Here is a 13,068-nt window from a genome sequence, read left to right as displayed (position 1 = left end):
CGGGGCCGATCGCAGCCTTCGGCAGCGGCTACAGGAGTTATCCCCGGCCCCTGCCTCGCTCGCCAAGCGCCACGGATTGTCGATGAAACCCGCCCTCCTCGCCCTGCCCCTTGCCTTGCTGCCCACCGGCCAACTGCTGGCCGACAACCTCGATCGCGAACAGGCCCTCAAGCTGCCCGACACCCTGATCAGCGCCAACCGCCAGGTAGAGGCGCGCAACGACAGCAGCGCCGCCAACACCCTGTTCACCCGCGACGATATCGACCGCCTGCAACCCTCCAGCGTCACCGACCTGCTGCAACGGGTGCCTGGCGTGCAGGTGGCGCAGAGCGGCGGCCGGGGCAGCGTGCCGGGGATCTATATCCGCGGCACTTCGTCGGCCCAGACCCTGGTGCTGGTGGACGGCCAGCGCATCGGCAGTTCGAGCTCCGGCGACAGCAACCTGCAGCACCTGAATATCCAGCAGATCGAACGGGTAGAAGTGCTGCGCGGTTCGCGTTCGGTGATCTACGGCAGCGATGCCATTGGCGGGGTGATCCAGATCTTCACCCGGCGCAGCGCCGAGCAGGGCCTGCAACCGCGCCTGCACCTGGGGGTGGGCAGCCACCGGAGTTGGGAGCGCAGCATCGGCCTGTCCGGCGGCGACCAAAAGACCCGCTTCAACCTGGGCGCCAGCCTCGACGATACCGCCGGGAGCAATCGCACCCATGAGTCCTATGCCAGCGATCGCGATGATGACGCCTACCGCAACCAGGCCCTCAGCCTGAGCCTGAGCCACGCCTTCAACGACGACTGGGAAGCCGGCCTGAACCTGCTGGATAACCGCGGCAAAAGCGAGTTCGACAACCCCTTCGGGCGCTTCGACAGCCGCACCTTCGAGAGCCTTCCCCAGAAGCCCTACAGCGAATTCGCGGTCAGCAGCTTCAGCAGCTATATCGACGGCCATATCAACGAAGCCTGGAAGTCGCGCCTGGAGCTGGGCCACAGCGAGAACCGCGAGAAGACCTTCGACAAGCTCAGCGACGAACGCACGGTGTTCAACACCTACCGCGACTCGGTCAACTGGCAGAACGACCTGAGCCTCGACGAACGCAACAGCCTGATCGTCGGCGGCGACTGGTATCAAGACCGGGTCAATAGCAGCACCGCCTTCGCCGAGGACAGCCGCTGGAACCGCGCGGCCTTTGTCCAGCATCGCTTCAAGGCCGACAGTTTCTCCACCGAGCTGGGCCTGCGTCGCGACCAGAACCAGCAGTTCGGCGGCCAGAACAGTTGGAGCGGCACCCTCACCTTGCCGCTGAATGCCGACAACGATGTCCTGCTGACCTACAGCGAAGGCTTCCGCGCCCCGACCTTCAACGACCTGTATTACCCCGACTTCAGCAACCCCGACCTCAAGCCCGAGACCTCGAAAAGCTACGAGCTGCAATGGCGCAGCCAGTTGAGCGAAAGCACGCGCCTGGAAACTTCGCTGTACCGCACCGACCTGGAAGACGCGATTATCTTCGGCAGCAACTCGCGCCCGCAGAACGTCGCCTCGGCACGCATCAACGGCTTCGAGGCGGCGCTGCGCCAGGAGCTGTTTGGCTGGCAGAGCAATCTGGGGCTGGCGATCATCGATCCCCGCGACCGTGACACCGGCCACACCCTGGCCCGCCGTGCCCGACGCACCCTGAGCCTGGACCTGGATCGGCAGTTCGACCGCCTGGGCCTCGGCGCCAGCTGGCAGGCGGTGAGCAGCAGCTATGACGACCTGGCCAACCAGCAACGCCTCGGCGGTTATGCCCTGCTGGGCTTGCGCAGCAGCTGGGCGCTGAATCGCGAGGTCCGGCTGGAATTGAAGGTCGACAATCTGCTGGATAAGTCCTACAGCCGGGTGCTGTACAGCCATGACGGCGCGCAATACGGGTATCGGGAGCCAGGCCGGGCCTGGATGTTCGGGGTGACCTGGACGCCGGAGCTTTAGTCATGCGGCGCCAGTGAGGGCGCTCGCGGGCAAGCCTCGCTCCTACAGACTCAACGAGGCTTGCCCGCGATGCGCTAGCCGCGGCTACTCAGGATCAAGCAATTGGCAGAGCTTGGCCGTCGCGGCGATCATCTGCCCACTCGGCCGCTCCAGGCCTTTATCGCTGATCAGCAACAACCGGCCTTGGGCCACAGCCTTCAGCTGCGGCCAGGCTTTCCAGGCATCCAGCTGGGCCTGGGTGCTGGCCAGGATCACTTCAGGGTTGCGCTGCAGCACCGCCTCGACGCTGACCTGGGGCGCCGGCAGCGGCAGGTCGGCAAACACGTTGCGCGCGCCGCACACACTCAAGGCATCACTGATGATTTGCCCGCCGCCCACGGTGTACAGCGGCTGATCCCAGACTTGATAAAACACCGCCAGAGGCGCGCTGCGGGCATAGCGCTGACGCAGGTTGGCCAACTGCCGCCGTAACGTATGGGCACGTTCCAGGCCGCGTTGTGGGCGCCCTAGCCGGGCGGCGATGGTTTCGATCTGGGTGATGAGCTGGTCGAGGCTGTGGGGCTCGGCCACCAGGGTCGGGATACCCAGCCGGCTGAGCTGCTCGCGCTGGGCCGGGCCGACGCTGCCGGGCCAGAGCAGGAGCAGATCCGGCTTGAGGCTGAGCAGCCGCTCCATGTCCAGCTGGCCGTAGCGGCCCACCGACGGCAGGTTGTGCAATTGAGGGGGACGCTCGCCAGCATCCAGCACGCCGACCAGCAGATCGGCGGAATCCAGTTCGACGACGATTTCCGACAGTGAAGGCGCCAGGCTGACCACGCGCTCCACGGCCAGCGCCGGGCCGCCGAGGGCCAGCAGCAGGACTGCCAGCCAGCGAGACATCAACCGAGCTGACGCGGAATGCGGTAGAGGTAGAACAGCACGGCGGTGGACAGCGCCAGCAGGATCAGCGGCACCGCTTCCAGGCCGACGAACACCGCCAGGGCGCCGATCCAGGCCGGCAGCGCCGCGGCCAGGAACGCCGCACGACGACGGGCCGCCAGCTCGATCCAGGCAGCCGGTTCTTCAGGGGTATCGAGGGCTTTATGGGTGGCGATCAACGCGCGCTTGTAGCCGCCAAAAAAACGCAGGCTGACAAACATCGAGGCCACGCCAGCGATGAAAAACGGCATCGCCAGGATCGGCAGCAGCGGCTCGCCCTGACCAAACACCAGGTTGATCACGAACAGCGGCAGCAGCGCCAGCGCCAAGTATTGCCACCAGTTGACGGCCAGGCGCCGCCGGACCTGACCGCGGGTCACGCCCGGTCTACCTCGCCCTGGTGCTCGTTGCCCATCATGTGGTCGAGCTTGCTGGCCTTGGTGGCCAGGTAGAGTTTGTTGTGCGGGTTGTGGCCGGTATGCAGCGGCACGCGCTCGGCGACGACTATGCCCATCTCGGTCAGGGCTTTGACCTTGCGTGGGTTGTTGGTCATCAGGCGCAGGGATTTCACCCCCAGGTGCTCGAGCATCGGCAGGCACATGGCGTAGTCACGCTGGTCGGCGGCAAAACCGAGGCGCTCGTTGGCTTCCACGGTGTCGGCGCCGCCGTCCTGCAACTCATAGGCGCGGATCTTGTTCAGCAAACCGATGCCGCGGCCTTCCTGACGCAGGTACAGGAGCACGCCACGGCCTTCGCGGGCGATTGCCTGCAGGGCGGCTTCCAGTTGCGAACCGCAGTCGCAGCGCTGGCTGAACAGGGCATCGCCGGTCAGGCATTCGGAGTGCAACCGGCCGAGCACCGGAGCGCCATCGGCAATATCACCCAGGCTGAGCACGACGTGCTCGCGGCCGGTGGCTTCATCGAGAAAACCGTGCATGGTGAATTGCGCAAAAGGGGTGGGCAGCTTGGAAGCGGCAACAAAAACGACGGGCACCGTTGTGCTCCTGATCTGTATGGGACTGGAGATTCGCAGAGGCGGCATTGTAACAGCAGCTTCCGACAGACGCTTAGGCTGAATTATCGGACATAAAGATCGAGAAGTTAGATCAACGGTCTTCAGGCGGACGCCCGGTATCGAACGGATAGGGCTGCTGCCAGCGCTGGAAAATCGGACGCAAACGGCCGTTTTTCACCAACTCGTCCATCCGCCGATCGAACAGCGCGCGCAGCACCCGGCCCCGTTCATTGTCGGCAAAGCCCAGGAACAGCGGCAGTTCGGCCAGATGGGTGCGTCGGAACTGTGAGCGGTCCTCGGCCTGGGACAGGACAAAATCGACCTCGGTCAGGGCATCGATATAGAAGTCGGCGCGACCTTGCTGGAGCATCGGCAAGATACCGACCCGCCGGCGGATTTCATTGAAACGCTGAATATTGGGCAAGTAGTCCTGGTAGCGGTAGCCGCGCACCCAGACCAGGCGGTAGTTGCCAAGCGTGGCCAGGGTCGGCGGCGAACTCGTCGCCAGGCCCAGGCTGTAGATATGGTCGGTGTCGTAGTTCCAGCGCGGATACAGGGCGCCATCGGTTTCGTCCCGATAGGAGCCGACCAGGGCATCGACTTCACGCCGCTGCACCAGCCCGACCGAGCGGGTGTAGGGCACACTGCGCATGTCGAGCTTCACGCCCTGGGTCTCGAAGACTTCGCGCAGGATATCCCAGGCCATGCCCTGGCCATCGGCCTGGGTGTAGTTGTCCCACTCCTCGCTGGCCACCCGGATTTCCCCGGGCAGCGCCGCTGGCTCTGCGGCCCGGACCAGGCCGGCGGTCAAGACACAGAGCGCTACCAGCAGAGCGCGAGCGACCGGCATGGCTGATTCCTCAGGCAAAGCACCACACCAGCCCCTGCATCGCCAACCAGGCGAAGACACCGGCCAGCACGTCATCGAGCATGATCCCGATACCGCCGTGCACATGCCGGTCGATCCAGCGAATCGGCCAGGGCTTGAGAATGTCGAAGAAGCGGAACATCAGGAAGCCCGCCAGCAACCACTGCCAGCCTTCCGGCACCAGCCACAGGGTGATCCACATGCCGACCATTTCGTCCCAGACGATGCCTTCATGGTCATGCACCCGCAGGTCGTCGGCCACCTTGCCGCACAGCCAGAAGCCGAACAGCATGGTGATGCCGAGCATCAGCCAGTAGCCCCAGTCCGGCAGCATCTGCCACAGCGGAATGAACGGTAGCGCCACCAGCGAGCCCCAGGTCCCCGGGGCCTTGGGCAAGGTGCCCGAACCGAAGCCGAAGGCCAGGAAATGCCAGGGATTACGCCAGACGGAGGGCGGCACGAACTCTGCCGGAACCTGTTTGGGATGATCTGTCACGGTGTCTCCCGAAAATGTTGATAGCCCCGAGTGCTCGGGGTGATGTCCCGCCCCTCGGCATCCAGCAGCACCACGCCCTGCCCGGCCACGACCCGGCCCAGCACATGCACCGGCCAGCCGGCGGCGAGCAGCGGCGCCAGCTCGGCTTCGGGCAAGGTGAAGACCAGCACGTAGTCGTCGCCGCCGCTGAGGGCCGCCGAGCGGGCCTCATTCTCACCGAGAAAGCTCAACAACGCCCGGGACATCGGCAGTTTTTCACTTTCGATCAGCAAGCCGACAGCCGAAGCCGCAGCAATGTGCCCGCAGTCGGCCAGCAGGCCATCGGAGATATCCAGGGCCGCGCTGGCCTTGCCACGCAGCGCCTGGCCCAGGGCCAGTTGCGGTTGCGGCGACCAGTAGTGGGCCAGCAAGGGCTCGGCGATATCCGGATCGGCGCTGCGCTGTCCGAGCACCAGGGGCAAGGCCCCAGCGCCATTGCCCAGTTCGCCACCCACACACAGCAGATCGCCCGGACGGGCACCGCTGCGGGTCAGGGCCTGGCCGGCGGGTACGCGACCGAACACGGTCATGGTCAGGGTCAACGGGCCACGCGTGGTGTCGCCGCCTACCAGGCGTACGCCACAGCTCTGCGCCATGGCGCTCAGGCCATTGGCATAGGCTTGCAGCCAATCGGTTTCAACCGTCGGCAAGGTCAGGGCAAGGGTGAAGGCGACGGGCGCAGCGCCCATGGCCGCCAGGTCGCTGACCGCCACTGCCAGCGAGCGCTGGCCGAGCAGGAAAGGGTCGCAGGGGTCTGCGAAATGCACACCGGCCACCAGGGTGTCGGTGGAAATCGCCAACTGTTCGCCGGGGGGAACAGCCAGCAAGGCGCAGTCGTCGCCAATCCCCAGTGCAACGCCCTCGCCGCCCTGCGCACAAGGCGCGGCAGCGAAGAAGTTACGGATCAGCTCAAACTCGCCCATGGCAGCTGCAAGCGCGGATCAGCGCTTGAATGCCTTCACTTCAGCTTCACGCAGACGCGGGGCCAGCTTGTCGAGTACGCCGTTGACGAACTTGTGGCCGTCGGTGGAACCGAAGACCTTGGCCAGTTCGATACCTTCGTTGATCACAACGCGGTACGGCACGTCGACGCGCTTGAGCAGTTCCCAGGTGGACAGGCGCAGGACCGCCAGTTCGACCGGGTCCAGCTCTTCGATGGTGAGGTCCAGGCAAGGGGCGAGAGCGTTGTCGATCTCGTTCTTGTTGGCCGGAACGCCGTGCAGGATCTCACGGAAGTAGGCACCGTCGATGTCGGTGAAATCGTTGTCGACCCGGAACTGCGCTTCGATCTCGTTCAGCGAGTGCTTGGCCATGTGCCATTGGTACAGCGCCTGGGTCGCGAGCTGACGGGCTTCGCGACGCTTGGCGCTCTTGGATGGCTTGCCAGCGTCCGCAGGTTTCGGATCGCGCGGGTTGAAACGATCGCTTTCGTCGCTAATCACTTGGCCTCCAACTGCGCCAGCAGGCTGACCATTTCCAGAGCGGACAAGGCAGCTTCAGCACCTTTGTTGCCGGCCTTGGTGCCGGAACGTTCGATGGCTTGCTCGATCGAGTCGACGGTCAGCACGCCGAAGGCGACCGGTACGCCGAACTCCATGGACACCTGGGCCAGGCCCTTGGTGCATTCGCCCGCCACGTATTCGAAGTGCGGAGTGCCGCCACGAATGACCGCGCCCAGGGCGATGATCGCCGCGAACTCGCCCTTCTGCGCGACTTTCTGCGCAACCAGCGGAATCTCGAAGGCGCCAGGGGCACGGATCACGGTGATGTCGCTTTCGCTCACGCCGTGACGGACCAGGGCGTCAACGGCGCCGCTGACCAGGCTTTCGACGACGAAGCTGTTGAAACGGCCGACCACCAGGGCATAGCGGCCTTTGGGGGCGATGAAGGTACCTTCGATGGTCTTCAGGGTCATTCGACAAATCTCTTAAAGAGCCGGAGCGCGTTCACTACGCGCTCACTAGTGATATTTGAACCGCGAATTTCAAGCCCGCAACAACCGGCTTTTATTCGGAGGGCACGTATTCTACAACTTCCAGGTCGAAACCGGATATCGCATTAAATTTCATCGGCGCACTCATCAGGCGCATTTTACGTACGCCCAGGTCGCGCAGGATCTGCGAACCGGCACCGACGATGCTGTAGGTGGTCGGTTTTTTCGCAGGCGCGTGCTCGGCCGTTTCGCGGATATGCGCCAGCAGCACGTCGCCGTCCAGCGGGTGGCCCAGCAACAGCACCACGCCGCTGCCGGCCTCGGCCACCGTGGCCATCGCGGCCCGCAGGCTCCAGCGGCCAGGCTGCTTGACCATCAGCAGGTCGCGCAGCGGGTCCATGTTGTGCACGCGAACCAGGGTCGGCTCTTCCGCGCAGATGTTGCCCAGGGTCAGCGCCATGTGCACGTCGCCTTCCACCGAATCACGGTAGGTCACCAGGTTGAACTGGCCCAATTCGCTGTCCAGCGGCTGCTCGGCAATCCGCTGAACGGTACGTTCGTGGATCATCCGGTAGTGAATCAGGTCGGCGATGGTGCCGATCTTGATGTTGTGTTCGGCGGCGAAGGCTTCCAGCTCGGCGCGACGGGACATGGTGCCGTCGTCGTTCATCACTTCGCAGATCACCCCGCTCGGCTCGAAACCGGCCATGCGCGCCAGGTCGCAGGCGGCTTCGGTGTGGCCGGCACGGGCCAGGGTGCCACCCGGCTGGGCCATCAGCGGGAAGATATGGCCCGGGCTGACGATATCTTCGGCCTTGGCGTCCTTGGCGGCAGCCGCCTGCACCGTGCGCGCACGATCGGCGGCGGAGATGCCGGTGGTCACGCCGGTGGTGGCCTCGATGGACACGGTGAACTTGGTGCCGAACCCGGAACCGTTGCGCGGCGCCATCAAAGGCAGCTTGAGCAGCTCGCAACGCTCGCGGCTCATCGGCATGCAGATCAGGCCGCGGGCGTGCTTGGCCATGAAGTTGATGTGCTCGGCCTTGCAGCACTCGGCGGCCATGATCAGGTCGCCTTCGTTCTCGCGGTCTTCGTCATCCATGAGGATGACCATCTTGCCTTGGCGGATGTCTTCAACCAGTTCTTCGATGCTGTTGAGCGCCACGCGGCACCCCCCTTCTTTCAAAATTTGAGGTTCAGGATTTGAGGTAGCCGTTAGCGGCCAGAAAACTTTCGGTAATGCCGCCGCTCGAAGGCTCCGCGGCCTTGTCGCCCAGCAGCAGGCGCTCCAGGTAACGCGCCAGCAGGTCGACCTCGAGGTTGACCTGCCGACCCGGCCGGTAGTCGGCCATGATGGTTTCGGCCAGCGTGTGCGGGACGATGGTCAGCTCGAACTCGGCGCCATTGACCGCGTTGACCGTCAGGCTGGTGCCGTCGACGGTGATCGAGCCCTTGTGGGCGATGTACTTGGCCAGGTCCTTGGGCGCGCGGATGCGGAACTGGATGGCGCGGGCATTTTCTTCCCGGGCCACCACCTCGCCGACACCGTCGACGTGGCCGCTGACCAGGTGACCACCGAGGCGGGTGGTCGGAGTCAGGGCCTTTTCCAGGTTGACCCGGCTGCCGGCCTTCAATTGATGGAAAGCGGTGCAATCCAGGGTCTCGCGGCTGACGTCGGCCCAGAAGCCGTCGCCCGGCAGTTCCACCGCCGTCAGGCAGACGCCGTTCACCGCGATGCTGTCGCCCAGCTTCACGTCGCCCAGGTCGAGCTTGCCGGTTTCCACATACACCCGCACATCGCCGCCTTTGGGGCTCAATGCGCGGATGCTGCCGATGGATTCGATGATGCCTGTAAACATGGAGTCCTCCTCGAGAACAGGGTCGCCGCGTGGCGAAGGCCCGAAATTATACGCTCGCTGCTGGCAGAGGAATGGCAATGACTCGCCAGTCATCGCCTACGGCGCGCATTTCAATGATTTTCAGCTGCGGTGCCTCGCGCATCTGCGTCAGCGGCCAGTCGAGCAGCGGTCGCGCCGAGGAACCAAGGAACTTGCCGGCGACAAAGATCTGGTACTCGTCCACCAAGCCTTGCTGGGCAAATGCGCCCGCCAGGCGCGGGCCGGCTTCCACCAGCACCTCGTTGACGCCACGGGCGGCCAGCTCGCTCAGCAGCCGACGCAGGTCCACCTGGCCATCGGCACCCGGCACGATCAGGCACTCCGGACCGTTGGCGTACTGTTCCTCCACCGCGGCGCAGGTAGCGACCAGCGCCGGCCCCGCCTTGAAGAACGGCGCATCGAGCGGCACCCGCAGGCGGCCGTCGATCAATACGCGCAAGGGTGGACGGCTCATGGCCAGGGCGGTCTGCTCCGCATCCAGCCCCAGTTCCTCGGCACGCACGGTCAGTCGGGCGTTGTCCGCCAGCACCGTGTCGGCACCGGTCAACACCACGCTGGCCTCGGCCCGCAGGCGCTGCACCGCGGAACGCGCGGCGGGGCCGGTGATCCACTGGCTTTCGCCGCTGGCCATGGCGGTGCGCCCGTCCAGGCTCATGGCCAGCTTGACCCGCACGAACGGCAGGCCGTGTTCCATGCGCTTGAGGAAACCCCGGTTGAGCGCCCGCGCTTCCTGCTCCATCACCCCACTGTGGGTGGCGATGCCGGCCTGGGCCAGGCGCTGCAGGCCACGGCCGGCGACTTCCGGGTTGGGGTCCTGCATCGCCGCCACGACCCGCGCCACGCCGGCGTCCACCAAAGCATCGGCGCACGGCGGCGTACGGCCGTGATGGCTGCAGGGTTCGAGGGTCACGTAAGCAGTGGCGCCGCGGGCGTTGGCACCGGCGGCGCGCAAGGCGTGGACTTCGGCATGGGGCTCGCCGGCCCGCACATGCCAGCCTTCGCCGACGACCTGGCCGTCGCGCACGATCACACAACCGACCCGCGGATTGGGGTGAGTGCTGAAGCGGCCTTTGGCGGCCAGCTCCAGGGCTCGCGCCATATAGTGGGCGTCGAGTACCGCCTGTTCGCCGGAGATGTTCATTCTTTGCCCGGCTCGCGGGCGAGACGGTCGATCTCTTCGCGGAACTCGTTGAGATCCTGGAAGCGCCGGTAGACCGAGGCGAAGCGGATATAAGCCACTTCATCGAGCTTTTGCAGCTCGGCCATCACCAGTTCGCCAACGACCAGGGATTTGACCTCGCGCTCGCCGGTGGCGCGCAGCTTGTGCTTGATATGCACCAGCGCGGCTTCCAGGCGCTCGACGCTGACCGGACGTTTTTCCAGGGCACGCTGCATGCCAGCGCGGAGTTTTTCTTCGTCGAAGGGCTGACGGCTGCCGTCAGTCTTGATCAGGCGCGGCAACACCAGTTCGGCGGTTTCGAAAGTGGTGAAACGTTCACCGCAGGCCAGGCATTCACGCCGGCGGCGCACCTGTTCGCCTTCGGCGACCAGACGCGAGTCGATGACCTTGGTGTCGTTGGCACCGCAGAAGGGACAGTGCATGGTGGCAGGCAACAAAAAAAGGGAGGGCCATGGTAGCGCATCCCACTGGCAAGACAAGCCATAGCCTTTACGGTATACAGACCGACTATTATGTTTTGCACATGGAATTTCGCCTTGTTGGAGCTTCGCATGCCACTACGACCGCTCGTTCTGCTCAGCCTTTTCAGCCTGCTGGTGGCTTGCAGCAGCGACGCCCCGAAACCGGCCGCCTCCACCGTGCCGCCCCAGCAGAGTGTGAAAAAAGCCCAGGAATCCACCGACCTCGGCCCCCTGCCGGCCTATCAGCGTGAATTGAGCGGGACCCTGCAAGGCGTACCGGCGGGCGCCGAAGTGGAACTGGCGCTGCTGGTGATCGACGAGCGCGGCCGGCCGCAACGTTTGCTGGCCAGCAGCAACCTGATTGGCAACAACAAGGTCCTGCCGTTTCGCCTGCGCTTCAATCCCGACGTCTTCCCGGTGGGCGCCCGCGTCGAACTGCGCGGCCGCGCCAGCCAGTCCGGCCAGTTGATCCTGCACCTGCCGGCGCGACTCATCACCCAGCCGACCACCCAGGCCGTGGGCCAGCTGCAATTCGTCAAAGCACCATGACCCCACCGCTCGACCTGCAACGCGCCCTGAGCGAACTGCTGGGCGATGCCCAACTGGTGGCCTGCGAACTGCCGGAAACCGAGCTGAAGCTGTGGTTGATCGATGCCGACAACATGGACCGCGCCTTCACCCCGGAAGAAACCCGGCGAATTCTCCATGAACCGCCGTACTGGAGTTTCTGCTGGGCCAGCGGCCTGGCCCTGGCGCGCTACCTGTCCGAGCGGCCGCAGTGGGTGCAAGGCAAGCGGGTACTGGATTTCGGCGCCGGCTCCGGCGTGGCCGGTATCGCTGCACTGAAAGCCGGCGCGCTGGAAGTGGTGGCCTGCGACCTCGACCCGCTGGCCATCGCCGCCTGCCGGGCGAATGCCGCGCTCAATGGGGTTGAACTGGGTTACTCCACGGACTTCTTCGCGGAAGCCGACCGCTTCGACCTGATCCTGGTGGCCGACGTGCTCTATGACCGTGCCAACCTGCCGCTGCTGGATGAATTCCTCAGCCGCGGACGCCAGGCGCTGGTGGCGGACTCCCGGGTCAAGGACTTCCAGCATCCGCTGTACCGACGCCTGGAAATGCTCCACGCCCTGACCCTGCCGGATCTGGCCGAGCCCTGGGAGTTCCGCGAGGTGAGCCTGTATCACGCGCAGCGTGATTGATAGAGGACGGGCCACGTTGTGGCCTATCGCGGGCAAGCCTCGCTCCTACAAAAGAAACGCCGCCTGTAGGAACGAGGCTTGCCCGCGAAACAATCTAGCGGTCACCCCATGCCCCGCTTTCAGCCGCCCCCCGCCAAGCCTTATAGTGGTTCCATTCACGTTTTTTCGAGATCCCCCATGAGTCAGGACACGCCGTACATTTTCGACGCCAGCACCGCCGACTTCGACCAGTCGGTGATCGAGAACTCGTTCCACAAGCCGGTATTGGTGGATTTCTGGGCCGAATGGTGCGCGCCCTGCAAGGCGCTGATGCCGATGCTGCAACAGATCGCCGAGAGCTATCAGGGCGAGCTGCTGCTGGCCAAGGTCAACTGCGATATCGAGCAGGACATCGTCGCCCGCTTCGGCATTCGCAGCCTGCCGACCGTGGTGCTGTTCAAGGACGGCCAGCCGGTGGACGGCTTTGCCGGGGCGCAACCGGAATCCGCGGTGCGCACCATGCTCGAACCCCATGTGCAGATGCCGCCGCCCAAGGCCGCCGATCCGCTGGAACTGGCTGAAGCGCTGTTCGCCGAAGGCCGCATCGCCGAGGCCGAGGCCACGCTGAAAGTGCTGCTGGGCGAAGACAACAGCAACGCCAAAGCACTGATCCTCTACGCCCGCTGCCTGGCCGAACGCGGTGAACTGGGTGAAGCCCAGACCGTGCTCGACGCGGTCACCGGTGATGAGCACAAAGCCGCGCTGGCCGGGGCCAAGGCGCAGATCACCTTCCTCAAGCAGGCCGCCGACCTGCCGGACAGCGCCGACCTGAAAAGCCGCCTGGCGCAGAACCCGCAGGACGACGAGGCGGCGTATCAGCTGGCCATCCAGCAACTGGCGCGCCAGCAGTACGACGCGGCGCTGGATGCCCTGCTCAAGCTGTTCATTCGCAACCGCGGCTACAACGAAGGCCTGCCGCACAAGACCTTGCTGCAAGTGTTCGAACTGCTGGGCAACGATCACCCGCTGGTGACCACCTACCGCCGCAAGCTGTTTGCCGCGCTGTACTGATTCATAACTGGTAGCCGCGCCGGCTTATCGCAAGCCGGCTCA

16 protein-coding genes are annotated in these 13,068 nt (G+C 65.0%); 4 read left to right on the top strand and 12 right to left on the bottom strand.

The window, feature by feature from the left end; all coding sequences use genetic code 11:
• The first annotated feature begins 82 nt into the window (after positions 1 to 82).
• Positions 83 to 1,966 carry a TonB-dependent receptor domain-containing protein gene (locus NRG23_RS22855; RefSeq protein ID WP_257372228.1) on the top strand — a complete coding sequence of 628 codons (1,884 nt, stop codon included), beginning with the start codon at positions 83 to 85 and terminating at the stop codon, positions 1,964 to 1,966.
• Between the two features lie 84 nt (positions 1,967 to 2,050).
• Here NRG23_RS22855 and NRG23_RS22850 read toward each other — a convergent pair whose 3' ends face one another.
• The 12 genes from NRG23_RS22850 to nrdR form a co-directional block, all read right to left on the bottom strand.
• Positions 2,051 to 2,845 (bottom strand): cobalamin-binding protein, encoded by a 795-nt coding sequence (locus NRG23_RS22850; RefSeq protein WP_009051086.1) that lies wholly within the window; start codon positions 2,843 to 2,845, stop codon positions 2,051 to 2,053.
• Positions 2,845 to 3,264, bottom strand: coding sequence for a hypothetical protein (locus NRG23_RS22845; protein WP_038635546.1), 420 nt, complete (start codon positions 3,262 to 3,264; stop codon positions 2,845 to 2,847). Before NRG23_RS22845 ends, NRG23_RS22850 begins: the two co-directional genes overlap by 1 nt.
• Entirely contained in the window at positions 3,261 to 3,878 is a 618-nt protein-coding gene (gene ribA / locus NRG23_RS22840) for a GTP cyclohydrolase II (protein WP_007924108.1), read from the bottom strand. The genes NRG23_RS22845 and ribA overlap by 4 nt, the downstream gene beginning before the upstream one ends.
• A gap of 112 nt (positions 3,879 to 3,990) precedes the next feature.
• Positions 3,991 to 4,749, bottom strand: a complete 759-nt coding sequence (locus NRG23_RS22835) for an ABC transporter substrate-binding protein (protein ID WP_257372226.1) — start codon at positions 4,747 to 4,749, stop codon at positions 3,991 to 3,993.
• Between the two features lie 10 nt (positions 4,750 to 4,759).
• A complete protein-coding gene (locus NRG23_RS22830) occupies positions 4,760 to 5,263 on the bottom strand; it encodes a phosphatidylglycerophosphatase A (RefSeq protein ID WP_009045821.1) in 504 nt (167 codons plus the stop codon).
• Positions 5,260 to 6,225: a thiamine-phosphate kinase gene (gene thiL / locus NRG23_RS22825; RefSeq protein WP_041987475.1), complete on the bottom strand. Its 966-nt coding sequence runs from the start codon at positions 6,223 to 6,225 to the stop codon at positions 5,260 to 5,262. Before thiL ends, NRG23_RS22830 begins: the two co-directional genes overlap by 4 nt.
• A gap of 18 nt (positions 6,226 to 6,243) precedes the next feature.
• Complete coding sequence (gene nusB, locus NRG23_RS22820) at positions 6,244 to 6,744, bottom strand: transcription antitermination factor NusB (protein WP_009051090.1); 501 nt, start codon at positions 6,742 to 6,744, stop codon at positions 6,244 to 6,246.
• The gene (ribE, locus tag NRG23_RS22815; RefSeq protein ID WP_007924117.1) at positions 6,741 to 7,217 is read right to left on the bottom strand and encodes a 6,7-dimethyl-8-ribityllumazine synthase; all 477 of its coding nucleotides are present in this window, start codon (positions 7,215 to 7,217) and stop codon (positions 6,741 to 6,743) included. Before ribE ends, nusB begins: the two co-directional genes overlap by 4 nt.
• Before the next feature lie 91 nt (positions 7,218 to 7,308).
• Positions 7,309 to 8,400, bottom strand: a complete 1,092-nt coding sequence (gene ribBA / locus NRG23_RS22810) for a bifunctional 3,4-dihydroxy-2-butanone-4-phosphate synthase/GTP cyclohydrolase II (RefSeq protein ID WP_016702666.1) — start codon at positions 8,398 to 8,400, stop codon at positions 7,309 to 7,311.
• Positions 8,401 to 8,431: 31 nt separating this feature from the next.
• A complete protein-coding gene (locus NRG23_RS22805; protein WP_009051091.1) occupies positions 8,432 to 9,094 on the bottom strand; it encodes a riboflavin synthase in 663 nt (220 codons plus the stop codon).
• A gap of 46 nt (positions 9,095 to 9,140) precedes the next feature.
• Positions 9,141 to 10,274 carry a bifunctional diaminohydroxyphosphoribosylaminopyrimidine deaminase/5-amino-6-(5-phosphoribosylamino)uracil reductase RibD gene (gene ribD / locus NRG23_RS22800; RefSeq protein WP_016702665.1) on the bottom strand — a complete coding sequence of 378 codons (1,134 nt, stop codon included), beginning with the start codon at positions 10,272 to 10,274 and terminating at the stop codon, positions 9,141 to 9,143.
• Positions 10,271 to 10,735: a transcriptional regulator NrdR gene (nrdR, locus tag NRG23_RS22795; RefSeq protein WP_007924133.1), complete on the bottom strand. Its 465-nt coding sequence runs from the start codon at positions 10,733 to 10,735 to the stop codon at positions 10,271 to 10,273. The genes ribD and nrdR overlap by 4 nt, the downstream gene beginning before the upstream one ends.
• Positions 10,736 to 10,864: 129 nt before the next feature.
• Here nrdR and NRG23_RS22790 point away from each other — a divergent pair, with 129 nt between their 5' ends.
• The 3 genes from NRG23_RS22790 to trxA all read left to right on the top strand — a co-directional run bounded on the left by NRG23_RS22790 (position 10,865) and on the right by trxA (position 13,026).
• Positions 10,865 to 11,323: a hypothetical protein gene (locus NRG23_RS22790; RefSeq protein WP_257372220.1), complete on the top strand. Its 459-nt coding sequence runs from the start codon at positions 10,865 to 10,867 to the stop codon at positions 11,321 to 11,323.
• Positions 11,320 to 11,976 (top strand): methyltransferase, encoded by a 657-nt coding sequence (locus NRG23_RS22785; protein ID WP_016702663.1) that lies wholly within the window; start codon positions 11,320 to 11,322, stop codon positions 11,974 to 11,976. Before NRG23_RS22790 ends, NRG23_RS22785 begins: the two co-directional genes overlap by 4 nt.
• Before the next feature lie 177 nt (positions 11,977 to 12,153).
• The gene (gene trxA / locus NRG23_RS22780) at positions 12,154 to 13,026 is read left to right on the top strand and encodes a thioredoxin (RefSeq protein ID WP_028683460.1); all 873 of its coding nucleotides are present in this window, start codon (positions 12,154 to 12,156) and stop codon (positions 13,024 to 13,026) included.
• The last annotated feature ends 42 nt before the right edge of the window (positions 13,027 to 13,068 follow it).

This window comes from Pseudomonas sp. T8 (assembly GCF_024610635.1).
Classification (GTDB): Bacteria; Pseudomonadota; Gammaproteobacteria; order Pseudomonadales; family Pseudomonadaceae; genus Aquipseudomonas; species Aquipseudomonas chlororaphis_I.
The sequence above is the reverse complement of the archived record's forward strand: the minus strand, read 5'-3'. Positions and strand labels throughout refer to the sequence as shown.

Excerpts from the sequence above, each read along its gene's own strand:
- NRG23_RS22785 (WP_016702663.1), top strand. The coding sequence starts at position 11,320 with ATGACCCCACCGCTCGACCTGCAACGCGCCCTGAGCGAACTGCTGGGC.
- ribD (WP_016702665.1), bottom strand. The coding sequence starts at position 10,274 with ATGAACATCTCCGGCGAACAGGCGGTACTCGACGCCCACTATATGGCG.
- ribE (WP_007924117.1), bottom strand. The coding sequence starts at position 7,217 with ATGACCCTGAAGACCATCGAAGGTACCTTCATCGCCCCCAAAGGCCGC.
- trxA (WP_028683460.1), top strand. The coding sequence starts at position 12,154 with ATGAGTCAGGACACGCCGTACATTTTCGACGCCAGCACCGCCGACTTC.
- thiL (WP_041987475.1), bottom strand. The coding sequence starts at position 6,225 with ATGGGCGAGTTTGAGCTGATCCGTAACTTCTTCGCTGCCGCGCCTTGT.
- NRG23_RS22855 (WP_257372228.1), top strand. The coding sequence starts at position 83 with ATGAAACCCGCCCTCCTCGCCCTGCCCCTTGCCTTGCTGCCCACCGGC.
- NRG23_RS22850 (WP_009051086.1), bottom strand. The coding sequence starts at position 2,845 with ATGTCTCGCTGGCTGGCAGTCCTGCTGCTGGCCCTCGGCGGCCCGGCG.
- nrdR (WP_007924133.1), bottom strand. The coding sequence starts at position 10,735 with ATGCACTGTCCCTTCTGCGGTGCCAACGACACCAAGGTCATCGACTCG.
- NRG23_RS22805 (WP_009051091.1), bottom strand. The coding sequence starts at position 9,094 with ATGTTTACAGGCATCATCGAATCCATCGGCAGCATCCGCGCATTGAGC.
- NRG23_RS22835 (WP_257372226.1), bottom strand. The coding sequence starts at position 4,749 with ATGCCGGTCGCTCGCGCTCTGCTGGTAGCGCTCTGTGTCTTGACCGCC.
- NRG23_RS22790 (WP_257372220.1), top strand. The coding sequence starts at position 10,865 with ATGCCACTACGACCGCTCGTTCTGCTCAGCCTTTTCAGCCTGCTGGTG.